23 protein-coding genes and 1 pseudogene are annotated in these 23446 nt (G+C 71.9%); 4 read left to right on the forward strand and 20 right to left on the reverse strand.

Annotation, left to right across the window (positions count from 1 at the left end; genetic code table 11):
- The 4 genes and pseudogenes from ACGFYQ_RS10305 to ACGFYQ_RS10320 all read right to left on the reverse strand — a co-directional run.
- A pseudogene (locus ACGFYQ_RS10305) lies at positions 1-1322 on the reverse strand (hypothetical protein); the annotation flags it as partial.
- Positions 1323-1421: 99 nt separating this feature from the next.
- Positions 1422-1802, reverse strand: a complete 381-nt coding sequence (locus tag ACGFYQ_RS10310) for a PPOX class F420-dependent oxidoreductase (protein WP_393741975.1) — start codon at positions 1800-1802, stop codon at positions 1422-1424.
- Positions 1803-1811: 9 nt separating this feature from the next.
- Positions 1812-2033: a hypothetical protein gene (locus tag ACGFYQ_RS10315; RefSeq protein WP_393741977.1), complete on the reverse strand. Its 222-nt coding sequence runs from the start codon at positions 2031-2033 to the stop codon at positions 1812-1814.
- A gap of 68 nt (positions 2034-2101) precedes the next feature.
- The gene (locus ACGFYQ_RS10320; RefSeq protein WP_328928552.1) at positions 2102-2353 is read right to left on the reverse strand and encodes a helix-turn-helix transcriptional regulator; all 252 of its coding nucleotides are present in this window, start codon (positions 2351-2353) and stop codon (positions 2102-2104) included.
- Positions 2354-2417: 64 nt separating this feature from the next.
- On the opposite strand from ACGFYQ_RS10320, the gene map reads away from it, so the two are divergent.
- Positions 2418-3185: a type I methionyl aminopeptidase gene (gene map / locus ACGFYQ_RS10325; RefSeq protein ID WP_393741980.1), complete on the forward strand. Its 768-nt coding sequence runs from the start codon at positions 2418-2420 to the stop codon at positions 3183-3185.
- A 3-nt stretch (positions 3186-3188) separates the two neighbouring features.
- Here the strand turns inward: map and ggt are convergent, their stop codons facing one another.
- The gene (ggt, locus tag ACGFYQ_RS10330; RefSeq protein ID WP_393741982.1) at positions 3189-4997 is read right to left on the reverse strand and encodes a gamma-glutamyltransferase; all 1809 of its coding nucleotides are present in this window, start codon (positions 4995-4997) and stop codon (positions 3189-3191) included.
- 101 nt (positions 4998-5098) lie between these two features.
- Between ggt and ACGFYQ_RS10335 the strand changes: the two genes are divergently transcribed.
- Positions 5099-5827, forward strand: a complete 729-nt coding sequence (locus ACGFYQ_RS10335; protein WP_393741984.1) for a hypothetical protein — start codon at positions 5099-5101, stop codon at positions 5825-5827.
- Here ACGFYQ_RS10335 and ACGFYQ_RS10340 read toward each other — a convergent pair.
- The 6 genes from ACGFYQ_RS10340 to ACGFYQ_RS10365 all read right to left on the reverse strand — a co-directional run bounded on the left by ACGFYQ_RS10340 (position 5787) and on the right by ACGFYQ_RS10365 (position 12670).
- A complete protein-coding gene (locus tag ACGFYQ_RS10340) occupies positions 5787-7058 on the reverse strand; it encodes a cytochrome P450 (protein WP_393741986.1) in 1272 nt (423 codons plus the stop codon). The genes ACGFYQ_RS10335 and ACGFYQ_RS10340 overlap by 41 nt on opposite strands.
- A gap of 69 nt (positions 7059-7127) precedes the next feature.
- Positions 7128-7661, reverse strand: coding sequence for a hypothetical protein (locus ACGFYQ_RS10345; protein ID WP_393741988.1), 534 nt, complete (start codon positions 7659-7661; stop codon positions 7128-7130).
- Positions 7658-9145 (reverse strand): ATP-binding protein, encoded by a 1488-nt coding sequence (locus ACGFYQ_RS10350; RefSeq protein WP_393741990.1) that lies wholly within the window; start codon positions 9143-9145, stop codon positions 7658-7660. Before ACGFYQ_RS10350 ends, ACGFYQ_RS10345 begins: the two co-directional genes overlap by 4 nt.
- Entirely contained in the window at positions 9114-9797 is a 684-nt protein-coding gene (locus ACGFYQ_RS10355; RefSeq protein WP_393741992.1) for a response regulator, read from the reverse strand. The genes ACGFYQ_RS10350 and ACGFYQ_RS10355 overlap by 32 nt, the downstream gene beginning before the upstream one ends.
- 39 nt (positions 9798-9836) lie before the next feature.
- Positions 9837-11507 carry a murein biosynthesis integral membrane protein MurJ gene (murJ, locus tag ACGFYQ_RS10360; protein ID WP_393741994.1) on the reverse strand — a complete coding sequence of 557 codons (1671 nt, stop codon included), beginning with the start codon at positions 11505-11507 and terminating at the stop codon, positions 9837-9839.
- Positions 11504-12670, reverse strand: a complete 1167-nt coding sequence (locus tag ACGFYQ_RS10365) for a lipid II:glycine glycyltransferase FemX (protein ID WP_393741996.1) — start codon at positions 12668-12670, stop codon at positions 11504-11506. The genes murJ and ACGFYQ_RS10365 overlap by 4 nt, the downstream gene beginning before the upstream one ends.
- 230 nt (positions 12671-12900) lie before the next feature.
- On the opposite strand from ACGFYQ_RS10365, the gene ACGFYQ_RS10370 reads away from it, so the two are divergent.
- Complete coding sequence (locus tag ACGFYQ_RS10370) at positions 12901-14094, forward strand: Ig-like domain-containing protein (protein WP_393741998.1); 1194 nt, start codon at positions 12901-12903, stop codon at positions 14092-14094.
- Positions 14095-14225: 131 nt separating this feature from the next.
- Positions 14226-15812 (forward strand): CocE/NonD family hydrolase, encoded by a 1587-nt coding sequence (locus ACGFYQ_RS10375; RefSeq protein WP_393742000.1) that lies wholly within the window; start codon positions 14226-14228, stop codon positions 15810-15812.
- Positions 15813-15866: 54 nt separating this feature from the next.
- On the opposite strand, the gene ACGFYQ_RS10380 is transcribed toward ACGFYQ_RS10375, so the two are convergent.
- The 9 genes from ACGFYQ_RS10380 to ACGFYQ_RS10420 form a co-directional block, all read right to left on the reverse strand.
- The gene (locus tag ACGFYQ_RS10380) at positions 15867-16610 is read right to left on the reverse strand and encodes an amino acid ABC transporter ATP-binding protein (RefSeq protein WP_393742003.1); all 744 of its coding nucleotides are present in this window, start codon (positions 16608-16610) and stop codon (positions 15867-15869) included.
- Between the two features lie 107 nt (positions 16611-16717).
- Entirely contained in the window at positions 16718-17158 is a 441-nt protein-coding gene (locus tag ACGFYQ_RS10385) for a DUF6278 family protein (RefSeq protein WP_393742005.1), read from the reverse strand.
- 135 nt (positions 17159-17293) lie between these two features.
- Positions 17294-18079, reverse strand: coding sequence for an exodeoxyribonuclease III (locus ACGFYQ_RS10390; RefSeq protein WP_393742007.1), 786 nt, complete (start codon positions 18077-18079; stop codon positions 17294-17296).
- A gap of 30 nt (positions 18080-18109) precedes the next feature.
- Entirely contained in the window at positions 18110-18742 is a 633-nt protein-coding gene (locus tag ACGFYQ_RS10395; protein WP_393742009.1) for an MBL fold metallo-hydrolase, read from the reverse strand.
- A 28-nt stretch (positions 18743-18770) separates the two neighbouring features.
- Positions 18771-19361 (reverse strand): hypothetical protein, encoded by a 591-nt coding sequence (locus tag ACGFYQ_RS10400; protein ID WP_393742011.1) that lies wholly within the window; start codon positions 19359-19361, stop codon positions 18771-18773.
- On the reverse strand, positions 19358-20536 hold the full coding sequence (locus tag ACGFYQ_RS10405) for an ROK family glucokinase (protein ID WP_393742013.1): 1179 nt from the start codon (positions 20534-20536) through the stop codon (positions 19358-19360). Before ACGFYQ_RS10405 ends, ACGFYQ_RS10400 begins: the two co-directional genes overlap by 4 nt.
- Positions 20533-21435 carry an ATP-binding cassette domain-containing protein gene (locus ACGFYQ_RS10410; RefSeq protein WP_393742015.1) on the reverse strand — a complete coding sequence of 301 codons (903 nt, stop codon included), beginning with the start codon at positions 21433-21435 and terminating at the stop codon, positions 20533-20535. The genes ACGFYQ_RS10405 and ACGFYQ_RS10410 overlap by 4 nt, the downstream gene beginning before the upstream one ends.
- Positions 21402-22439, reverse strand: a complete 1038-nt coding sequence (locus ACGFYQ_RS10415) for an ABC transporter permease (protein WP_393742017.1) — start codon at positions 22437-22439, stop codon at positions 21402-21404. Before ACGFYQ_RS10415 ends, ACGFYQ_RS10410 begins: the two co-directional genes overlap by 34 nt.
- Complete coding sequence (locus ACGFYQ_RS10420; protein ID WP_393742019.1) at positions 22436-23416, reverse strand: sugar ABC transporter substrate-binding protein; 981 nt, start codon at positions 23414-23416, stop codon at positions 22436-22438. Before ACGFYQ_RS10420 ends, ACGFYQ_RS10415 begins: the two co-directional genes overlap by 4 nt.
- Between the last annotated feature and the right edge of the window lie 30 nt (positions 23417-23446).

Consider the following 23446-nt stretch of genomic DNA (forward strand, 5'->3'; position numbering starts at 1 on the left):
TCCGGGCCCGACCCGCCGTACCCAGGCGCGGCGAACTCACCACCCCCGGAAGACACCTCCCCCGACACAGGGCCGACTGCCGAGTGAGCCCAGGGCTCCGGGCCCGACCCGCCGTACCCAGGCGCGGCGAACTCACCACCCCCGGAAGACACCTCCCCCGACACAGGGCCGACTGCCGAGTGAGCCCAGGGCTCGGGGCCGGGCTCGCCTTGCCCTGCCTGTGGCATCGCCGCGTCGCCCTGCTCGCCAGGGCGGGCCAGGGCGGCGGACCGGCGGCGGGCGCCCCGCGGGGCGCGGTGCCCGGGCTGCGGGGCCGGTTCGCCGCGCCCTGCCGGGGGCGCCGCCGCATCGCCCTGCTCGTGGGTACCGCCGGGTGCCGGTTCGGGGTGGTGGCCCGGTCCGCGAGCGGCCGGGGTGTCCGCCGGCGGCGCGCCCGCCGGGCGGCCGAATCGGGCGCCCCGGGGGGCCGGGAGTTCGGGCTCGGGGCGGCCGAAGCGCGCCCCGCGCGGGGCGGGTCCGCCGCCGAGGTCGGTGTCACCGTCCGGGTGGCCCGGCGGTGGGGTGAAAGCCGGGGCTTCGGGGGCCGCCGAGCCCGCGTACCGGGCGCCCCCGGCCCGCCGCGTGCCGCGCAGCCACCGCCCCTCGGCCCGCCCGACCGGCGCCTCGGCCTGGACCACCGGCGCCCCCGACCGACCGACCGGCGCCTCGGACTCGGCCACCGGCGCCGTCGGCCGCGCGACCGGCGCCTCGGCCCCGGCTAACGGCGGGTCCGGCGGGCCGGTCGGCGGGGCGAGGTGGGCCGGGCGTTGCCGGGGGACGGCGGGGAGGGGCTGCGTGGTGTCCGGGCCGGCCGGCCATACCGAGTCGCCGGGGCCGGCCCGCAGGGCTGCCAGGCGGGCCGAGATGTCCTCGTGGCGGGCCGTGGCGCGGGCCGCGTCGTCCTGGGTCCAGGAGAGCTCCCGGGCCAGGGCGTCCGCCTCCGCCGGGTCGGTGGCGGAGCCGAGCCGGGCCGTCAGGCTCCGCAGGGCCGCCCGCGCGTCGGCCCGCTGCGCGGCCGCCGCCGCGTACTGGGTCCGCAGCTCCTCCATCCCGCCCGGGAGCCTGTCCCAGGCGGTGACCGCCGCCGCCCGCAGCCGGGCTGCGTATACGGTCTCCCGCGCCGCGGTCTGCTCGCCCCGCGCCGCCGTCAGGTCCCGCAGGAGCGACTCCACCACGTCCCACGGGGGTATCGCGGCCCCGTCGAGACAGGCCCGCAGCCCGTCCGGATCCCGGCGCAGGAACTCCCCGTACCAGCCTGCCCCGGGATCCAGCCTCTGGGTCAACCCACGTAGATATTCGGCGAGTCGACCGATCGCCGGTGAAGTCGCGGTCTCCATGACCGCATTGGATCCCACCTGTGTTACGGGCGGGCTACGGGCACCTCAAAGCTTGACGGCGATCGCGGTGTGCGGCCGCCGCCCGCGCCGCACCACCATGGCGGGCACGTCCACCGCCCAGAACTGCCACGTGTACTTGCGCGACATGAGCCCCCGCACCCGCCGCAGCCCCGCCTCGTCGAGCAGCCGTGCCTCGCCCTCCCGCACCGGCGCGCCCTCCTCCATGCGCCCGCGCACGTCACAGGCGGCGACGGTGACCCGGCCGTCGTTGCGGATTCGCTTGACCTTCCACGAGTCGCTGCGCGTCCACACGTACAGCTCTCCGCCGTCGGCCACCGCCCACACCGGCGTCGCCACGGGCGTGCCGTCCTTGCGGAAGGTGGTGAGACTGACGTACTTCGCCCTGCCCAGCTCTTCGGCATCCATACGGCGACCCTAAGGGCTGTCCGGACGATCTTCGCGGGCCCCGTGGCCTTCCGGGCCGCGAACGGCCCGCCCGTCCCCGCCGGGCGCGTCTTCGCGGAAGACCGCGTCTCCCGGGTCCTCGGCACGGGCCCCGCCGTCGGGGGCGGCGCAGGCGGCGAGGAGCAGGCCGCCCGCGAGGAGCGCGCCGAGGAGTCCGAAACCGAGTCGCTGGGGTGCGTTCGTGGCTGACACGCCTTCACGCTTGCCCCGCGCTCCGGCGGTTCCATCGCGGATTGGGCCGGACGGCCGCCGGTAGGACCTCAGACGGGCACGAGGGAGCAGCGCCGCATCACGTCGTCCAGGGAGAGGCCGAGGACTTCGGCGAGGGCGGCCACGGTGAAGAAGGCGGGGGTGGGCGCCCGGCCGGTCTCGATCTTGCGGAGGGTCTCGGCCGAGAGCCCGGCTCCGGCCGCGATCTCGACCATGCTGCGCGCGCCGCGCGCCTCGCGCAGCAGCGCGCCCAGGCGCTCGCCGCGCTCGCGCTCTTCCGGAGTCAGGGGGGTACGGACCATGCCCCCATCCTACCCCGCACGCCAATAACTATCCCGTTAAAGTTATACCGGTATAGTTATTGGCATGGTGGAACTGAAGACGGAACAGTCGATCGACGAGATGCGCGCCGCCGGCCGCGTCGTCGCGCACGCCCTGGCGGCCGTAAGGGAGGCCGCGCGGGTCGGTATCTCCCTGCTGGACCTGGACCGGGTGGCCCGCGGCGTGCTCCGCGAGGCGGGCGCGGCCTCGCCCTTCCTGGGGTACCGGCCGGAGTTCGCGCCGGTGCCCTTCCCGGCCGTGATCTGCACGTCGGTCAACGACGCGATCGTGCACGGCATCCCCGGCGCGTACCGGCTGCGCGACGGCGACCTGGTCAGCGTCGACTGCGGGGCCGGGCTCGGCGGCTGGGTCGGGGACGCGGCGGTCAGCTTCACCGTCGGCCGGCCCCGCCCCGCCGACCTGCGGCTCATCGCGACGGCCGAGGCGGCCCTCGCCGCGGGCATCGCGGCAGCCGTGCCCGGCAACAGGATCGGCGACATCGCCCACGCGGTCGGTACGGTCTGCCGCGCCGCCGGATACGGCATCCCCGACGGCTTCGGCGGCCACGGCGTGGGCCGCCACATGCACGAGGACCCGGGCGTACCCAACGAGGGTCCGCCGGGGCGCGGCATGAAGCTGCGCCCCGGCATGGTCCTCGCGATCGAGCCGATGCTGACCGCGGGCGGTACGGACGACTACACCTGCGACGGGGACGGCTGGACCCTGCGCACCGCCGACGGCAGCCGCGCCGCGCACGCGGAGCACACGGTCGCGATCACCTCCGACGGCCCCAGGATCCTCACCGCCGTGTGAGCGTCACGGCTTCCCGTGCGGGTGGACGACCATGGCCGAGCCGCCGCCGCGGCGGCTCGTCTCGGCCGCCGCCAGCCAGCGCCCGTCCGGCAGGCGCTGCACGCCCGTCGCCGCGCCGATCTCCGGGTTCTGCCGGAAGCCCTGACCGATCGCCTCCAGTTCGGCGCGCAGCGGGCTGTTCCACAGGCCCGGCTCCAGCTCGGTGGTGGCCTGGTTGCGCTGGCTGGCCCGCGGCGCGGCGATCGCGTCGACCAGCGGCAGGCCCCGGTCCAGGTGGCCGATCAGGGTCTGCAGGACGGTGGTGATGATGGTGGCGCCGCCCGGGGAACCCACCGCGAGCACCGGCCGCCCGTGCTCCAGCACGATGGTCGGCGACATGGACGAGCGCGGCCGCTTGCCGGGGCCGGGCAGGTTCGGGTCGGGGACACCCGGCGCGGCCGGGGCGAAGGAGAAGTCGGTCAGCTCGTTGTTGAGCAGGAAACCGCGGCCCGGGACGGTGATCGCGCTGCCGCCGGTGGACTCGATGGTCAGGGTGTAGGAAACCACGTTGCCCCAGCGGTCGGCGACCGTCAGGTGGGTGGTGTTCTCCCCCTCGTACGTGGTCGGTGCCGTCTGGCCGGTGGTGGCGCAGGGCACGGGGTCGCGCGGGTCTCCGGGGGCCAGCGGGCTGGTCAGCGCCTGGTCCGGCTTGATCAGGCAGGCGCGCGAGTCGGCGTACCGCTGGGAGAGCAGCTCCCGCGTCGGCACGTTCTCGGCGGCCGGGTCGCCGACCCAGCGGCCGCGGTCGGCGAAGGAGATCCGCGAGGCCTCGATGAAGCGGTGCAGGTACTGCGCCTCGGACAGCTTCGAGAGGTCGGTGCGCTCCAGGATGTTCAGCGCCTCGCCGACGGTGGTGCCGCCGGAGGACGAGGGGGCGATGCCGTAGACGTCCAGGCCCCGGTAGCTCACCTGGGTCGGGGCCTGCCGCTTGGTCCCGTACGCGGTCAGGTCGCCGGCGGTCAGGTCGCCGGGCCGGACGTTGCGGGTGGCCGCGGGGTCCACCGGGGGCTTGCGGACGGCCTGGACGATGTCCTCGGCGATCGGGCCCCGGTAGAGCGCGCCGGTCCCCTTGCGGGCGAGTTCCGCGTACGTGGCGGCCAGGTCCGGGTTCTTGAAGGTGGAGCCGACCACCGGCAGGGCGCCGCCCGGCAGGAAGAGCTTCGCGGTGTCCGGGAAGTCCTTGAACCGGTCCTGGTTGAGCTCGGTCTGGGCGCGGAAGGTGGCGTCCACGGTGAAGCCGTCGCGGGCCAGTTTCTCGGCGGGCTTCAGCAGCTGTCCGAGCGGGCGGCTGCCCCAGGAGTCGAGGGCGCTCTTCCAGGTGGCGGGGGTGCCGGGGACACCGACCCCGCGGCCGCTGGTCTGGCCCTCGGCGAAGGGAATGGGGAAGCCGTTCTCCTGGAACAGCGTGGCGGTGGCCGTCGCGGGGGCGGTCTCGCGGCCGTCGATGGAGTGCACGCGGCGGGATCGGGCGTCGTAGTAGACGAAGTAGCCGCCTCCGCCGATGCCGGACGAGTAGGGCTCGGTGACGCCGAGCGCGGCGGCGGTGGCCACGGCCGCGTCCACGGCGTTGCCGCCGGAGCGCAGTACGGCGATACCGGCCGCGGAGGCGTCTGCGTCGACGCTGGCGACGGCCCCGCCGTAGCCGACGGCGACGGGCACCTTGGCCGGGGTGGTCGCGGCGTCGGCGGTGGAGGGCGGAGCGGCGGCCCCGGTGGACACCAACGCCCCGGCGAGGGCGACGAGCGCTAACTGACGTGCGGCGGGACCACGCATCCGGTACCTCCAGTCGACGGCCTGTCAGACCATGTCGCCGCAGCCTAACTTCACGGCACCCCCCGCGTCATGAAGGCATGGTGACGGCTACCATCCGCCGCATGAACGACGACGTGCGCAACATCGTGCTCGGGGTGATAGCCACCGCGCTCAGCGGCGGGTTCGGCTGGTTCTCCCGGACCTACCTCTGGCGCCGCGCGCTCCGCCGCAAGCAGGCCTTCTTCGGCCTGCCGACCGGATCCGACTGCCTGTTCGTGGTCAACCGGCAGATGGGCGGCACGGATTCGTCGCTGCACCGCAACGACGCTTTCGCGCTGCTGGAGATATCCGCCCTGATCAAGGACTGCGGGGCGAACGTCCAGATCGTCACCCACGACGGCGCCCGCCAGGGCTTCGGCGAACGGGCCGAGTTCTGCGTCGGCGGGCCCGCCTCAAACACCCGTACGACGGCGCACCTGACCTCCATGCTCCCGGGTGTGCAGGTCGACGTCGGCCTCGCCTCGGGTCATCCGGACCGCGGGGCGATCCGCGTCGGCGAGGAGAGGTACCGCTGGGAGAAGGGGATGGTCGAGTACGTGCTGCTGGCGCGGCTGACGACCCGGCACGGCTCCCGGCCCGTCTTCCTGCTCTCCGGGCAGACCGCCAACAGCAACCAGGCCGCCGCCCGCTACCTGGCGAAGCACCATGTGCGGCTGGCCCGCAGGTACGGCCGCGAGTCCTTCTGCCTCCTGCTGAAGGTCATCAACTCCGACGCCTACGGTCCGGATGTGACGGAGCTGGTGGCGGACGTCACCGGGCCGGCCCTGGCACCCGCAGCGGCAGCCGGGTGATCCCGTTGATGAAGTTGGAGACCAGCCGCCGGGGCGGGCCCGCGAGTTCGGGCGGGGGCATGGCCGCGCACCACTCCTCGTAGAAGGTGCGCAGCTGGAGCCGGGCGAAGTGGGCGCCGAGGCAGACGTGCGGGCCGTCCCCGAAGGACACGTGCGGGTTGGGCGTCCGGCCGAGGTCCAGGCGTCCGGGGTCGGTGAAGACGCGCTCGTCGTGGTTGGCGGAGGCGTGGAAGACCACCACCTTGTCCCCGGCCCGGACGCGCCGCCCGGCCAGCTCGGTGTCGACGGCCGCGGTCCGGCGGAAGCTGAGCACCGGCGGGTGCACGCGCAGGAGTTCGTCGACGGCCCGGTCCATCGGGGCCCGGCCCTCGGCGAGCAGGCGGTAGGCCCCCGGGTCGCGGGCCAGCGCGAGCAGGCCGCCGGGCGCCGCGCTGCGCACGGTGTCGTTGCCCGCGACGGTGAGCAGGAAGAAGAACATCTCCAGCTCGGCCGCCTCCAGTCCGGCCTGGGCGAGGGCCGTCATCACGTCGTCGCCGGGGTGCGCGCGCTTGTGGGCGGCCAGTTCGCGGGCGTACGCGAACATCTCGCCGAGCAGCGCCGGGGAACGCGGGTTCAGCGGCTTGCCGTCCGGACCGAGCAGGGGCGCGGGCGCGTCCTCGGGATCCTGGTAGCCGATGATCCGTACGGTCCACTCCAGCAGCAGGGCGCGGTCGGCGGCCGGGACGCCGAGCAGATCGGTGAGGTTCAGCAGCGCGTACTCGTCGGTGACGGTGTGCACGAGGTCGGCGGCGCCCTCCTCGGCCTTGTCCCGCGCGGCGGCGAGCAGCGTCCGGGCGCGGTCCCGTACCCGTCCGGCGAAGGCGTCGACGCGGGCGGGGGTGAAGGCGCGGGAGACGAGCCGCCGCAGCCGGCCGTGGTCGCCGGCGGCCTTGCCCGGGTCCTGGTTGAGCATGGCGCGGCGCAGGAACGGCAGGTCGGCCGGGTCGGGGTCGCGGATCTGGGTGGCGCCCAGCCAGGAGGAGTACGTGCGGTGGTCGCGCAGGACACGAACGACATCGGCGTGCCGGGTGACCGCCCAGAAGCCGGGGCCCGCGGGCCAGCCCTGGATCTCCGGCTCCGCCTGCCAGGCCACGGGGTGGCGGTCGCGCAGGATCCGGTAGCGCTCGTGGGGGATGCCCTCGGCGTAGATGCGGGGGTCGAAGACGTCGGGGACGTCCGCGGCGTGATCCATGGGGCCACGGTGACGGGTGCGCGGCCCCGCCCGCAAGGGGCGCGGCCGGCCACGGGCCGTCCGCACACATCAGCGCCGCGAGTCGCACTCGGCGGACGGGAGGGTGGTGTGGGTGTCCCGCAGGGTAACCGGGCTGAGGACGTCCGGCACGGCGGAGACGCCGACGGTGCACACCAGCTGGTTGCGGGCCAGTTCCGACAGTCCCCCCACGGCGAACGGCAGATGGACCGTGATCCCCGCGCTCTCCGAGTACTCGCTCACCGCCAGCGCCGACTCCTGTCCGGCGGCCAGCCGGGGCAGCGCCGTGGTGAGTCCGGCCTCCTGAGCCGGACCCATGGGGCCGTTCAGCAGCAGCAACACGAGCGCCCTGGGCGCGATGGTGTAGTCGTCGGACATGAACGGGATCGGGACGAGCCGGTCGCCCTCCTTGGAGAGGAAGTAGAGGACGACCCCTTTTTTGCCGCCGGCGATCTTGACGGTAGCGGCATGGCCGCTACCGATCACCCCAGTGCGTTTGATCCCGCATCCGGCGAGCAGCAGGGCGCAGCACGCCAGCGCCGCCGTGGCCGCCGTGGCCCGGGACCTCGCCTTCCGCCCTGTCATACGCGGGCCTCCAGCGGCATGTCGAGGGTGAAGAGGGCTCCCCCGGACGGCCTGTTGCCCGCCCGGAGGGTACCGCCGTGCAGGCGGACGTTCTCCAGGGTGATGGCGAGTCCGAGGCCGCTGCCGGCGGAACGGGTGCGGGCCGCGTCGGCCTTGAAGAAGCGGTCGAAGATGTGCGGCAGCACCTCGGGGGCGATGCCGGGCCCGCTGTCGGCGACGTCGATGAGCAGCCGTTCGCCGTCCTCGCCCGGTGCCGTCCGTACGGTGACGTGTACGGGGGCGCCGCCGTGCCGCAGGGCGTTGCCGACGAGATTGGCGAGGACCACGTCGAAGCGGCGCGGGTCGAGTCGGGCGCGTACCCCGTACGGCAGTTCGGTGACGACGCGCTCATCGTCCCAGTGGCGTCGTTCGAGGGTCTTGCGCACGGCTTCGGCGATGTCCACGTCGTCGAGGTTGAGCTCGGCGGCCCGGGCGTCGAAACGGGAGATCTCCATCAGGTCCTCGACGAGGACGGCGAGTTTGCCGGTCTCGGCGCTCACCAGGCGCAGGGCCTTGGCCGTGTCGGCGTCGAGGTGCGCGGCGTCCTCGTCGAGGACCTCGGTGACGGCGAGCATCCCGGCGAGGGGGGTGCGCAGTTCGTGGGAGACGTCGGAGGCGAAGCGGCGGGCGCGGGTCTCCGCGTCCCGCAGCTCGCTCACCGACTGCTCCAGGGCGCGGGCGGTCTCGTTGAAGGTGCGGGCGAGTCCGGCGAGTTCGTCGGCGCCCCTGACCTCGATGCGGGTGTCGAGGCGGCCGCGGCCCAGCCGCTGGGCGGCCCGGCGCATGTCGCGGACCGGCCGCAGCACGCTGCGGGCGGCCAGCAGCGCGGGGACGATGGCGATGGCCAGCCCCGGGACCGCGCCCTGCTGGGCGGCTTCGACCATGGCCTCGACGGTCTGCTTCTCGGTGGCGAGCGGAACGCAGGCGAAGAAGACGAGCCCGGTGGGTTCGGTGTAGCCGTTGTGCTCGAAGACGGCGGGGACGCCGACCGTGAGGTACGGATTGCCGCGCTGGTCCTCGACGCGCTGGAAGGCGGTGTACTGGCCGCTGAGGACCTTCTCGCGCAGGCCGGCGGTGACCACGGTGGAGGTGGGCGAGGCGGGGTTGGTGGAGGCGCGCAGGCTGCCGTACTCGGCGAAGAGGATCCACGGGTGCGGTTTGCCGCGCTTGCCGAGGTCGATGACGATGCGCTGGAGTTCCTGCTGGCTCAGGGGAAGGCGGATCTCCTGCTGCTCGATCTGGTCCCGCAGGCTGCTGATCGCCGTGTCCTGGGTCTGCTTGAGGATGGCGTTGCGCGCCTGCTGGTAGGTGAGGGCGGCCGTGCTCACCGCGCTGATCGCGGCGACCAGCAGGAAGGCCGCTATCAGCCGGGTACGCAGCCCGAGCGGGGCTATTCGTCGCACCTCGCGCCCCCTACAGGGGACCAAAGCGATAGCCGAAGCCACGCACGGTCTGGATGTAGCGGGGGCTTCCGTCGGGGTCTTCTATCTTGTGGCGCAGCCGGCGGACGCAGGCGTCCACCAGCCGGGCGTCGGCGTGGTAGCTGTGGTCCCAGACGTACTCGAGGAGTTGCTGGCGGGAGAAGACCTGCTCGGGAGAGGCCGACAGGTGCAGCAGGAGCTTGAGCTCGCTGGGGGCGAGGGGGACGCGCTCGCCGTTCTTGGCGACGGTCAGCCCGGAGCGGTCGACGGCCAGCTCGCCGTGCTGCTCGACCTCGGGGCGGCTGCCCGCCGGGGCGCTGAGCCGGCGCAGTACGGCCTTCACCCGGGCCTCTATGACCTCGGTGCGGGCGGGTTTGACGATGTAGTCGTCGGCGCCGGCCTCCAGGCCGATGACTATGTCGAAGTCGTCGCCGCGCGCGGTGAGCATGATGATCGGCACCTCGCTGGTCTCGCGTATCCGGCGGCAGACCTGTACGCCGTTGATCCCCGGCAGCATCAGGTCGAGCAGCACCAGCTCGGGGCGGAAGCTCGCCATCAGGTCGAGTCCCGCCTCGCCGGTCTCGGCGGCGCTCACTTCGTGGCCGCGGCGGCGCAGCCCGAGGCCCACTCCTTCCCGGATGGAAGGGTCGTCCTCGATCAGCAGTACGCGTGGCATCGGGCCAGTATCCCAGGGTGGTTCAGTGCCCTCCTCCGGCTAGCGGCCTATGCGGCGCCGCAGGGAGTCGAGCTGGTCGGTGATCTCCGTCAGGCGCAGCGGCCCGGCGAGGAGGACGACGACGAGCAGCAGGGCGACGGTTCCCGCCCCGACCGCGGCGAAATCCCCGAACCGCTCGGCGGCGCGGGCGGCCGCGTACCCGGCGGCGGCCGCCGGCGCGCAGGCGGCCAGCAGCCGCAGGTGGGTGCGTACGGCGGTGGCGCGGCGTTCGGTACGGGTGCCGTCGCGCGGGCCGAGGCGCCTGGCGAGGGTGCGCGCGGTCACGGCGGCGCCCGCGAGGAAGGCGACGGAGGAGGCGGCGGCCATGCCGGTGACCGCCCAGCGCGGGGACAGCAGGAAGTAGGCGGCGGCCGACAGCCCGGCGTTGAGCGCGGCGATGGTGAGGTTGAGGAAGAAGGGGGTCCGGGTGTCGGAGAGGGCGTAGAAGCCGCGCGAGAGGACGTACTGCGCGGAGAAGGCGATCAGGCCGGGCGCGAAGGCCACCAGCATGCCCGCCATGACCTCGACGTCGGCGGCGTCGGTGAGGCCGTAGCCGAAGACTGCGCCGATCACCCAGGGGGCGAGGGCGGCGAAGAGCGCGGCGGCGGGGACGACGAGGGCGGCGCTGGAGCGCAGCGCGTAGGAGATGTCCTTGCGGACCTCTGTGAGGTCGCCGTCGGAGGCGGCCGAGCTCATCCGGGGCATCAGGGCGGTCACGAGGGAGACGGTGATGATGCCCTGCGGGACGATCCACAGCTGGTAGGCGTTGCTGTAGGCGGTGTAGCCGGCGCCGCCCGCGAGCCCGGCGTCGACGGCGTGCTGTCCGGTGGCGGTGGAGAGCCGGGTGACGACCCAGTAGGCGATCTGGTTGGTCAGGACGAGCATGACCGTCCAGCCCGCGTTGCGCAGCGGGCGGCCGAGGCCGCTGCCGCGCCAGTCGAAGCGGGGGCGCCAGCGGAAGCGGGCGGCGCGCAGCGACGGGACGAGGGCGAGGGCCTGGATGACGATGCCGGCGGTGGTGCCGAGGCCCAGCAGCCGGGTCTCGGCGGCCGTGAGGCCGTTCGTCGCGTCGTGGGAGACGTAGAGGAAGAGCCCGAAGACGCCGATGATCACGACGTTGTTGAGGACCGGGGTCCACATCATCGCGCCGAACCGGCCGCGCGCGTTGAGCACCTGGCCGAGCAGGGTGAAGAGGCCGTAGAAGAGGATCTGCGGCAGGCAGTAGCGGGCCAGGGCCACGGTGGTGCTCGCCTGGGCGCCGCTGTAGTCGGTGTACGCCGTGACGATCAGCGGGGCGGCGAGGACGGCCACCGCGGTCAGCGTGACGAGCGCGAGGGTGCAGGCGGTCAGCAGCCGGTCGGTGTAGGCGGCTCCGCCGTCCCGGTGTTCCTTGGCCGCGCGGACCAGCTCGGGTACGAAGACGGCGTTGAGCGCGCCGCCGATGAGCAGCATGTAGATGATGTTCGGGACCGTGTTGGCGACGGCGTAGCTGTCGCCGAGCAGTTCGGTGCCCAAGGCCGCGACGACGACGGCGGAGCGGACGAAGCCGGTGGCGCGGGAGACGACCGAGCCGACCGCCATGAGCGCACCACTGCGCAGCACCGAGGTCTTCACCGGTGCCGCGCCGCTGCCGGTGTGCTCGGCGGCCTGTCTGGTGTCGGTGGCCGTCACCGGCGGGCCAGGTATGCCTGGAACGCCTTGTAGAGCGCCGTGTTGGCGACTCCGTCCATCGGTATCTCCCACTCTCCGAGCGTCTCGACGACCTGTCCGCCGGTGCCGAGCTTCCAGCGCAGCAGCCCGAAGGAACGTTCGTCGGGGTCGAGGGTGGAGGGTACCCCGCGCATGTCGTACTCGTCGGCCCCGAGGGCATGGGCGTCGCACATCATGCGCCACTGCAGGGCGTTGCTGGGGCGGACGTCGCGCCGGTGGTCGGCGGAGGCACCGGTCTGGTACCAGACGCGCTTTCCGGCGACGATCATCGTGTGGGCGGCGAGTATCTCGCCCTGGTGGATGCCCAGGTAGAGCCGCATCCGGCCGGGTTCCTCGGCGTTGAGGACCTGGTACTGCTGCTCGTAGTACGCGAGGGAGCGGCCGAGCCGGAAGCCGTCGCGTTCCTCGGTGATCCGCAGCAGCCGGTAGAACTCGGGCAGGTCGGCGGCCCCGCCGATGACCGTCTCCACACCGGCCTTGGTGGCCTTGCGCACATTGCGGCGCCACTCCTGGTTCAGGCCCGACCACAGCTCGTCGAGGGTGCGGCCGGCCAGCGGCACCCGGAAGACGTGGCGGGGCTGGGCGTCTCCGTCGTCCTCGCCGCCGCAGCGCTTCCAGCCGCGGGTGCGCAGCCGGTCGGCGAGGGCGGCACCGACCGGGTCCACCTCGGTGGCGAGGACGTCGGATATCTGCCGGCCGGGCCCCGTGGCGGACTTGGCGGTGGCCGCGTCCCAGCGCCGGTAGGCAGGGGTGGGGCCGATGCGGACGGCGAAGGCTCCGGCTGCCCTGAGGTGACGCATGAGCGGGGTGAGCCAGCGGTCGACGTGCGGGTCGGACCAGTCGGCTACGGGGCCCTCGGGGAGGTAGGCGAAATATTTGCGGGTGCCGGGGAATTGGCGGTAGAGAACGAGTCCAGCACCTTCGATCTCACCGCCGGGGTAGTGCCATCCGACCCTTTCCGCGCGCCAAAGGTCCTTTACCGAGGCCCAGGACGGGTACTGGAGAAAGCTGGCCCGGCCGTGCCGGGAAAGGAACGTCTGGTATTCCGGTACGGACAGGGTGCGCACCGTCAGCTCCCGGTCCTGGCCCTGGTGCTGGGTGGGGGTCACGAGCAGTGCACACATGGCTGATCGGCCTTCCGGTGCGTCCGGCGGGGGGACGGGGGATCGGGACGCACAGGACTCTCACAGCTGTCCATGACCGGACTGCGCGGCGATTGTGACCGGACGATGACCGTTCTGCTGCGGTCGATGTCACAACCGAAAGCACGATATTTTCCGCGGATTGCGCAACCTAGAGTCGTGTTGTTCGCATCTACGTTTGCGAACAATCATTACTTTGGGAGGGATTTTCGTTGAGCCGCATACGCCGTACCGCCCTGGCGAGCACCGCACTTCTGGCCGCCGCGCTGACCGCATGCTCGGGCGGCAGCGGGAGCGGGGGCGGTGCGACCGGCAAGGCCGAGATGAAGCCGAAGGCGGACATGGCGGTCTCGGTGAACCTCACGGGCGATCAGGTGAAGGCGGGCGGGCCGGTGACGGTGACCGTCGCCGAGGGCAAGCTGGCCCAGGTGAAGGTGACCGACGCCAAGGGCGCGGAGCTGCCGGGGAAGATAGCCGACGACGGCAGGACCTGGACCTCGGAGCGCAACGCCGCCCCCGGCGCGGAGTACAAGGTCGAGGCACAGAACACCGAGAGCCAGAGCGCCACCACGCAGTTCAAGACCAGCGCCGCCGACAAGGTGAACAAGGTCTCGATCAACGTGCCCAAGGGCAGCACGGTGGGCGTGGCGATGCCCGTGTCGCTCGTCTTCGACAACCCGGTGACGAACAAGGCCGAGGTGGAGAAGCAGCTCAAGGTCACCACCTCCGACAACACCGAGGGCTCCTGGGGCTGGATCAAGGACTACTCCGGCAACGACCGCGTGGACTGGCGGCCCAAGGAGTACTGGAAGGCCGGCACGGACGTGAAGGTCGAGATGAACCTGAACGGCGTGGACTCCGGCAAGGGCGGCGGCCTGTTCGCCCGGGACTACAACACCGAGTTCAAGATCGGCAAGGACCGCCGGATCGAGGTCAGCCTCGACAGCAAGAAGATGTCGGTGACCGAGGACGGCCAGGCACTCAAGCCGATTCCGATCTCGGCCGGCACTCCGGGCGGCAAGAAGGCTTCCTGGTCCGGAAAGATGGTGATCATGACGAAGGAGGGCACCATCCGGATGGACTCCCAGACGGTGGGCCTGGACGACGCCTACGACAAGATGGTCGACTACTCGATGCGGCTGACCTGGTCGGGCATGTACGCGCACGCCGCACCGTGGAACGCCGGCAACTTCGGCCGCGCCAACAGCAGTTCCGGCTGCGTCGGGATGAGCGACGCCGACGCGAAGGACTTCTTCGCCAGGTCCCAGATCGGCGACCCCTTCGAGGTGGTCGGATCCGGTTCCAAGGGCAACGCGGACCTCGGCAACGGCTACGGCGAGTGGAACCTGTCCTGGGACCAGTGGAAGGCCAAGAGCGCCCTGTCCGGCACCCCGCAGAACGGCTGACCGGGAAGTTTCACAGCTGACTTCCGTTCAATTGTTACCACCACGTAACTTACTCACGGGTTACCTTCGGTAAGCCCCTCCCGTTACCGTCGGGTCACTTTGACGACCCCGGCGCACGCGAGGAGCGATTGATGCAACGCACCACCACCGCCGCAGCCGTGGCATCCCTGCTGGCGGCAGCCGCCCTGGGCCTGGCCCCCCACCAGGCCCAGGCGGCTCCCGCACCCGCCGCGGCGGTCACCGCCGACGCCTCGTCGGAGCTGCGCTTCCACGACATCCCCGGATCCGGCGGCATCACCCTCAAGGGCAACGTCTTCACCCCGGCGGGCGCCGAGGCCGGCCGGAAGTACCCGCTGATCGTGCTCCCCACCAGCTGGGGCATGCCGCAGATCGAATACCTCGCCCAGGCCAAGCAGCTCGCCGACTCCGGCTACGTCGTGGTCAGCTACACCTCCCGCGGCTTCTGGCTCTCCGGCGGCCAGATCGAGGTGGCCGGCCCGCCGGACATCGCCGACGTATCGGCCGTCATCGACTGGGCCCTGGCCCACACCGCCGCCGACCCGGACCGCATCGGCCTCGGCGGGGTCTCGTACGGCGCGGGCATCAGCCTGCTGGCCTCCGCGCACGACCCGCGCGTCAAGGCCGTGGTCGCGCTCAGCGGCTGGGCGGACCTGATCGAGTCCATCTACTCCGGCCGCACCCAGCACCTCCAGGCCGCCGGGATGCTCGGCGCCGCCGGCTTCCTCACCGGCCGCCCCGGCCCCGAACTCCAGTCGATCCTCGGCGACTTCCTGGGCTCCCGACTGGACCGGGAGCAGCAGATGATCGAGTGGGGCAAGCAGCGCTCGGCCGCCGAGCAGGTGGACCGGATCAACGCCAACGGCGCCGCGATCATGCTGGGCAATGCCTGGGGCGACACCATCTTCCCGCCCAACCAGTACGCGGAGTTCTTCGAGAAGCTGACCGGCCCCAAGCGGCTGGAGTTCCGCCCGGGCGACCACGCCACCGCCGAGGCCACCGGCCTGCTGGGCCTGCCCAACGACACCTGGACCAACGCCCACCGCTGGTTCGACCGCTATCTCAAGGGCGAGCGCAACGGCGTCGACACCGAGGCCCCCGTGCAGCTGAAGTCCCGCAGCGACGGCGGGTACGAGGGCTACGCCGACTGGAAGTCGGTCGGCGCCGCCGGCACCGAGAAGCTCCCGCTCTCCGACAGCGAGCACCTCTTCGCCAATGTGGACTCCGGTGCCAACGGCGGCGTGATCTTCCTCTCCAGCATCCTCGACCAGCTCGTCAAGGCACCCCCGGCCGCCTCCATCCCGCTGCTCCCCCGCGCCTTCGCCGCCGTCTGGCAGTCCGGGCGCTACGACGAGCCGCGCCGGGTCCGCGGCACGGTCGAGGTGCACACCACCGTCACTCCCACCAAGGGCGACGGCACCTTCGTCGCGTATCTCTACGACGTCGGCCCGCTCGGCATCGGCAAACTGGTCAGCAACGCCCCGTACACCTTCCACGGCCGCACCCCCGGGCAGGCCTTCGGCGTGGACCTGGAACTGTTCTCCACCGCCTACGACGTGCCCGCGGGCCACCGGCTCGCCCTGGTCATCGACACCGTCGACCCGCTCTACATCGAGCACAACCCCACCGGCGCGCAGCTGACCTTCTCCTCGCCGCGCACCGATCCCAGTTACGTCTCGGTGCCGCTGCGCGAGCAGTGATCCGCGGCTGCTGCCGTGCGGGGTGGCCCTGCTGAGGGATCGATCGGGACCCCCTCAGTGCTTGAGGATCTTGGACAGGAAATCCTTGGCGCGGTCGCTCTCGGGGGCGGTGAAGAAGTCCTCCGGGGTCCGGTCCTCGACGATCCTGCCGTCGGCCATGAACACGACGCGGTTGGCGGCGGATCGGGCGAAGCCCATCTCGTGGGTGACCACGACCATGGTCATCCCCTCACGGGCGAGCTGCTGCATGACCTCCAGCACCTCGTTGATCATCTCCGGGTCGAGTGCGGAGGTGGGCTCGTCGAAGAGCAGCGCCTTGGGGTTCATGGCGAGGGCGCGTGCGATGGCCACGCGCTGCTGCTGGCCGCCGGAGAGCTGGGCGGGGAACTTGGGGGCCTGGTCGGCGAGGCCGACGCGCTCCAGGAGTTCCCGGGAGCGCTTGTCCGCCTCGCCCTTCTTGCGGCCGCGGACCTTGATCTGGGCGAGCGAGACGTTGGCGAGGACGGTCTTGTGCGCGAAGAGGTTGAAGGACTGGAAGACCATCCCGACCTCGGCGCGCAGCTGGGCCAGGTCTTTCCCCTCGGCGGGCAGCGGTCTCCCGTCGAGCAGGATGGTGCCGGATTCGATGGTCTCCAGCCGGTTGATCGCCCGGCACAGGGTCGACTTCCCGGAGCCGGAGGGGCCGATGACGACCACGACTTCGCCGCGGCCGACGGTGAGGTTGACGTCCTGGAGGACGTGTAACTGCCCGAAGTGTTTGTTGACGTCCCGCAGCTCGATCAACGGATCGACGACCATGTGCTGCCCTGCCCACTTGTCGGTGTGTCGAGTCCAGGCAAACTAACCAGCCCGGGAAGGGCACTTCCCCTCGACACGCCTAAAGGCGACATAAAGATCGCCTCCGGTCACCCCTCGGAGGCCTCCGCGTACGCCTGGCTGAGCTCGGGGGATCCCGTCATCGCCCAGGACACCCCCGACTCGATCACGTTCAGCTCGCGGCCCGAGGCCAGCCGGATCACCGGCTGGCCGTTGGGCCACACCTGCCAGCCGGCTCCGGGGATGGTGCGGATGATCACCGTCCCGAGGTAGAAGCCCGCGTCGTTCCCGAGCCACGGCACGGCCTCGGGATCCCGCCGCCAGCGGGGCATCAGCTGGTCGAGGGCCTCCAACGAGGCCTGGCTCTCGTCGAGTTCGAGCCCGGCCACCCTCGCCTGGGCGCGCAGCATCTCGCACTCCGAGAACAACTCGGCGACGCCCTCGGGATCATCGGCGAGCGCGGCGGCGAGACCCGCACCCCGTTCCGTTTCGTGCCGGTTCAGCCAGTTGGCCAGGAAAGGGATGTTCATACCGACCAGCGTCGCACCAGGATCCGCCGCTGGCCACAGGGCGCGCGAGGCCGTCTCTTCCGGATCACGCCCGGCCCGCGACGCCTGATCCGAAAGAAGGGGCCGGGATCCGTCGGCCCGGATCGGGACCCGTGCCTACCGGTCGAGATCCAGGTCGACGACGACCGGCGCATGGTCGGACGCGCCCTTGCCCTTGCGCTCCTCGCGGTCGACGTAGGCGTCGGTGACGGCCTTGCTGAAGGGCTCGTTCCCGTACACCAGGTCGATGCGCATGCCCCTGTTCTTGGGGAAGGCGAGCTGGCGGTAGTCCCAGTACGTGTAGGGGCGGTCGTACTTGAGGGGGCGCGGCAGCACGTCGGAGAGCCCGGCGGCCCGCAGCGCCTCCAGGGCGGCGCGCTCGGCCGGGGTGACGTGGGTGAGGCCCTCGAAGACGGCCGGGTCGTAGACGTCCTCGTCGGTCGGGGCCACGTTGAAGTCGCCGAGCACCGCGAAGGGGCGGGGGCCGGCCGCGTCCTCGGCGATGGCCGTGGTCAGGGAGCGGAACCAGTTCAGCTTGTAGCCGTAGTGGTCGTGCGCGACCTCCCGGCCGTTGGGCACGTAGACCGACCAGACGCGCACCCCGCCGCAGGTGGCGGAGATCGCGCGGGGCTCCTGGACCCCCTCGTAGTCGGGCCCGCCGGGCAGCCCCAGGACCACGTCGTCCAGGCCGACCTTGGAGATCAGGGCGACGCCGTTCCACCGGCCGGTGGCGTTGACGGCCGCCTCGTAGCCCAGCTCGCGCAGCTCCGCGTGCGGGAACTGCTCCGCGGAGCACTTGGTCTCCTGGATGCACAGGACATCGGTGCCGGAGCTCTCCAGCCAGGCCAGCAGGCGCGGAAGCCGGGCGGTGATGGAGTTGACGTTGAACGTGGCGATACGCATGCGTCCCAACCTACCGCCCGGCACCGACAGTCACAGATCGGCGGCTTCCCCGGCGGTGAGTCGGCCGTGGTCCGCGCCGCCCAGGCTGTCCAGGGCCCTGTCGTAGATCGGCCGGGCGATGTCGGACAGGTACGCGTCGTGGATGTCGATGGCCCGCCGCGGCTTGACCTCGCGGAGGTAGTCGATCACCTCGGAGACCTTGTTCCACGGGGCGTGCACCGGGAGCATCAGTGTCTCCACCGCCGCGTCGGGCACGGTCAGCGCGTCCCCGGGGTGGAACAGCGAACCGTCCACGAGGTAGCCGACGTTGGTGACCCGCGGGATGTCGGGGTGGATCACGGCGTGCAGCTCGCCGTGCACCTGGACCTCGAATCCGGCGGCGGTGAAGGTGTCGCCGTGCCCGACGGTGTGCACCCGGCCCGGATAGGCGGCGGCCAGCTGCTGCGCCACGCTGCGCAGGGTCCACAGGCCCGCCGCGGGATTGGCGTCGAGGGCGGCCCGCAGCCGGCCCTCCTCGAAGTGGTCGGGGTGCTCGTGCGTGACCAGCAGGGCGTCCGCCCCCAGGCCCGCGTCAGGTTCGCTGAAGGCGCCCGGGTCGATGACGAGCGTGCGCCCGTCCTTCTCCAGCTGGACGCAGGAATGCAGCCGCTTGGTGAGCTTCATGATCCCAGGCTAGGCCCTGTCGACACCTCTACGGAGTCGTCGTCGACACCACGTAGACCCTGGGGTGCTCGGGATCCGTGAGGTCGACCGTGACGTCCCGGGTGGGGCGCGGGTCCGGCTGCTCCAGGGTGATCTCGTACCAGGTGGAGTCCGGGCTCCAGCTCCAGCCCGCGACCTCGGAGTCGTGCGGGGAGATCGCGACCCCGGGGGTCAGCGCGTCCCGGCTGGTGCCGAGGTCGGCCAGGAAGGCGTCCAGGTCGGCGGGGGTGACCGCGAACTGCGTGAAGAGCCGGCTGGTGCGCCAGTTGTTGGTCTCCAGGAACCCGACCCGCCAGGCCTTGGGCGGGATGGGGACCTCGTAGATGCTGCGCTGCACCTTCGAGGGCCAGCCGGGACGCACCGTGGACGCGCCGACCTTGGCGGCCTTGTCGCGGCCGCTCTCGCGGCTCTGCTGGGTGGAGACGGCGAGATAACCCGCGGGTACGCCGACCAGCAGCAGGATGATGATCGCGGTGATCCAGCGGCGCTTGACGACGTGCCCGCGGTCCTCGGCGGTGGGCGGCGGCGTGCCTCCCCCGTCGGGGGCGGACGCCTGGTGGGGCAGGGTGGGCGGGGTCACTGCTCGTTCTGGTCCTTGGAGTCCGTGGGGCCGTTGGCGAGGCGCCGGCCCAGCTGCGCGTAGCGCTCGTAGCGCTCGTAGCGCTCGACGCGGCGGCGCGTGGCGCGGCGGAAGCGGCGGGCGACGAGCCGGGCGAGGTCGGCGGCTCCGACCATACCCGCCTCGGGGCCGAGCTCGGCCTTGGCGATCCGGGCCTCGGGGCGGTAGCCGCGGCCGGTGAGGTGACGCCGGAAGGCGTCCCGGGCGGGGCCGATCAGCAGGTCGTCGGCAGCGCTGACGCCGCCGCCGATGACGAAGCAGGACGGGTCGAGGGCGGCGGCGAGGTTGGCGATGCCGACGCCGAGCCACTGGCCGATGTCCTGGAGCAGCTCGACGCACATGGCGTCGCCCTCGCGGGCCAGCTCGGTGATGAGCGGCCCGGTGATCTCCGAGACGTTGCCGCCGACCCTGGCGATGATGTTGTACGCGACCGGGGAGTCGGCGGCGGCGAGCTCGCGGGCCTCGCGGACCAGTGCGTTGCCGGAGCTGTACTGCTCCCAGCAGCCGCGGTTGCCGCAGGGGCAGCGGTGGCCCCCGGGGACGACCTGCATGTGGCCGAACTCGCCGGCGACCCCGTACCGGCCCCGCTTGACCTGGCCGCCTTCGAGGATGGCCCCGCCGATGCCGGTGCCCAGGGTGATCATGACGAGGTGGTCCTCGCCGCGCCCGGCGCCGAAGCGCCATTCCGCCCACGCCGCGGTGTTGGCATCGTTGTCGACCATGACCGGGACCGCGAGCCGGGACTGGAGGGCGTCGCGCAGCGGCTCGTCTCGCCAGGCCAGGTGGGGTGCGAAGAGGACGCGGGAGCGGTCGGCGTCCACCCAGCCGGCCGCCCCGATGCCCACCGCGTGCACGTCGTGCCGGTCGGAGAGGTCCAGCACCAGCTCGACGATCGTGTCCTCGACGACCTTGGCGCTCTTGGACTTGTCCGGCGTCTCGGCGCGGATCTTCTCCAGGATGACGCCGTCGGCGTCGACGACGCCGGCCATCACCTTGGTGCCGCCGATGTCGATGCCGACGGTCGGGACGCGCGGGGCGGTCAGGTGCGACCGGCGCTCACGGGTCCCGACGGTCCGCAGGACGGTGCCTCGCGCCGACCCCCGGTGGGCGAGCGTGAAGTCCCGGTACGTGCTCATCGAGTCGTGTCGCCCCTGTCGGAGGAAGTGGAACCGGAATCCGGATCGGCTGCACCGGATGTGGCGTCTGGGCCTGATTCTGCCACTCGCTCCAGTTCGTGGCTCAGTTCGTCCAGCTCGGAGCCGCCCGCCATCTGCCGGGTGAGCTCGTCCAGGGTGATCGAGTCGCGGGTGTGGCTGCCCGCCATGGTGCCGCGCTTGAGGAGCACGAACCGGTCGCCGACCAGGTGGGCGTGGTGCGGGTTGTGGGTGATCAGCACCACGCCGAGGCCCGCGTCGCGGGCGGCGGCGACGTACTTGAGGACCACGCCGGACTGCTTGACGCCGAGGGCGGCGGTCGGCTCGTCGAGTACGAGCACCTTCGCGCCGAAGTGCACGGCGCGGGCGATGGCCACGCACTGCCGCTCGCCGCCGGACAGGGTGCCGATGGGCTGGTCGACGTCGCGCAGGTCGATGCCCATGCGCAGCAGCTCGGCGCGGGTGGTCGCGCGCATGAAGTCCACGTCGAGGCGGCGGAGCGGGCCGCGGCCCTTGGTCGGCTCGGAGCCGAGGAAGAAGTTCCGCCAGACCGGCATGAGCGGGACGACGGCGAGGTCCTGGTAGACGGTGGCGATGCCGCGGTCGAGGGCCGCACGCGGGTTGGCGAGCACGGTCTCCTCCCCCTCGATCTCGAAGGAGCCGGCGTCGTGCTGGTGCAGCCCCGCGATGATCTTGATGAGGGTGGACTTGCCGGCGCCGTTGTCGCCGAGGACACAGGTGATCTCACCCGCCGCGACCTCCAGGGAGACCCCTTGGAGGGCGCGGATGTTTCCGTAGTACTTGCTGACCTCGGTCAGCTTCACCAGGGCCGTCGTGCCTTTCGTGGTCACTTGCTCTCCTCCGCCCGCTTGCGGACCCATGCGTTGAGCAGCGTCGCGAGCAGGAGCATCGCGCCGAGGAAGAACTTGAACCAGTCCGGGTTCCACTGGGCGTAGACGATGCCGTTGCTGGTCATGCCGAAGATGAAGGCGCCGACCGCCGAACCGATGGCGGAGCCGTAGCCGCCGGTCATCAGGCAGCCGCCGATGACGGCCGCGATGATGTAGAGGAACTCGTTGCCGACGCCCTCGCCCGACTGGACCACGTCGAACGAGAAGAGGATGTGCTGGCCGGAGATCCAGGCGCACAGGGCGACGCCCATGTAGAGGCCGATACGGGTCTTCACGACGGGGACACCGGTGGCGCGGGCCGCGTCCGCCCCGCCGCCCACCGCGAAGATCCAGTTCCCGGCGCGGGTGCGCAGCAGGATCCAGGTGGCGACGGCGACCAGGGCCAGCCACCACAGGATGGTCACCTTCAGGGTGACCGAGCCGATGTTCCACTGCGAGGCGAAGAGGGCCCGCGCGGAGCTGAAGCCCTCCATGTCGGCGATGCTCTTGGTGGAGACGGACCCGCTGATCAGCTTGGTGAAGCCGAGGTTCAGGCCGGTCAGCATCAGGAAGGTGCCGAGCGTGATGATGAAGCTGGGCAGCTTGGTACGGGTCAGCATGAAGCCGTTGAAGAAGCCGATGGCCAGGGTGACCAGCAGGGACACCAGGACGCCGACCCAGACGTTGGCGGTCATCTGGTAGCTGAACATCGAGGCCACCAGCGCCGAGGTGGTGACCATGACGCCGGCGGAGAGGTCGAACTCACCGCCGATCATCAGCAGGGCCACCGGGACGGCCATGATCCCGATGGTGGAGGCCGAGTACAGCACCGTGCTGAGGCTGGAGGCCTGCAGGAAGCTGGGGGCGGCGAAGGAGAAGAAGACGAAGACGGCGGCCGCGCCGACCACGGCGCCCAGCTCCGGGCGGCCCAGCAGCCGGCGGATCACGGAGGTGTGCGCGAGCCGTTCGTCGACGGCGGGGGCGGCGGTGCTCATCGGCTGCCCCGCTTGATGTACTCCTCCAGCTCGGCCGACTCGGCGGCCGTGACGATCTGCGGTCCGGTGAGCACCGGGCGCCCGCCGCCGAGCACGTCCGCGTTGTAGCGGTAGAGCCAGAGCAGGTCGATCGCCTCGTAGCCCTGGAGGTAGGGCTGCTGGTCGACGGCGAAGCCGAGGGCGCCGGACTTCAGGTCGCGGGCGACGGATTCGTTGAGGTCGAAGGTGTCCACCTCGGCCTTGCTGCCCGCCGCGTCCTTCGCCTTGACGGCGGTGGGGGCGAAGGGCGCGCCGAGCGTGAGGATCGCGTCGACGGAGGGGTCGGCCTGGAGCTTGGCCTGGAGGGCCGCCTGGACGGAGGGCATGTTGGTGCCCTCGACGTACAGGTTCTCCATCGTGCCGCCGAAGGTCTTCTTCGCCCCGGCGCAGCGCTGCTCGTGGCCCACGTTGCCCTGCTCGTGCAGGACGCAGACGGCCTTCTTCCTGCCGCGCTTCGTCAGCTCGGTGCCGACCGCCTCGCCCGCGATCTCCTCGTCCTGGCCGATGTGGGTCAGCGCCCCGTAGGCGGCGGACTGGGCGGAGCCGGAGTTGACCGTGACCACCGGGATGCCGGCCTTGACGGCCTTGGCGATGACGTCCTTGAGGGCTTCCGGCTTGGCGAGGCTCACGATGATCCCGTCGACCTTCTGGTCGATGGCGTTCTGCACGAACTGCGCCTGCTGCTGTGCCTGGTCGTCGTGGGCGTAGACGAAGTTGATGTTGTCCTTCGCCGCGGCCTCCTTGGCGCCCTTCTGGACGATGTCCCAGAAGGTGTCGCCGTCGCCCGCGTGCGTGACCATCGCGAAGGTCCAGCGCGGGGTGGACACGGCCGGCCGGCCTGCCGCGGCGGCCTTCGCCCGCTCCTCGGCGCGCTTGCCGCCCGTGCTGCTGCAGCCCGCGAGCGAGGCTCCCAGTACCGCCGCGAGCACGGCGCCCACGACGCGTACCCCTGTCCGAACCCTAGCCAC

Origin of the sequence: Streptomyces sp. NPDC048258 (assembly GCF_043201995.1) — a bacterium.
Classification (GTDB): Bacteria; Actinomycetota; Actinomycetes; order Streptomycetales; family Streptomycetaceae; genus Streptomyces.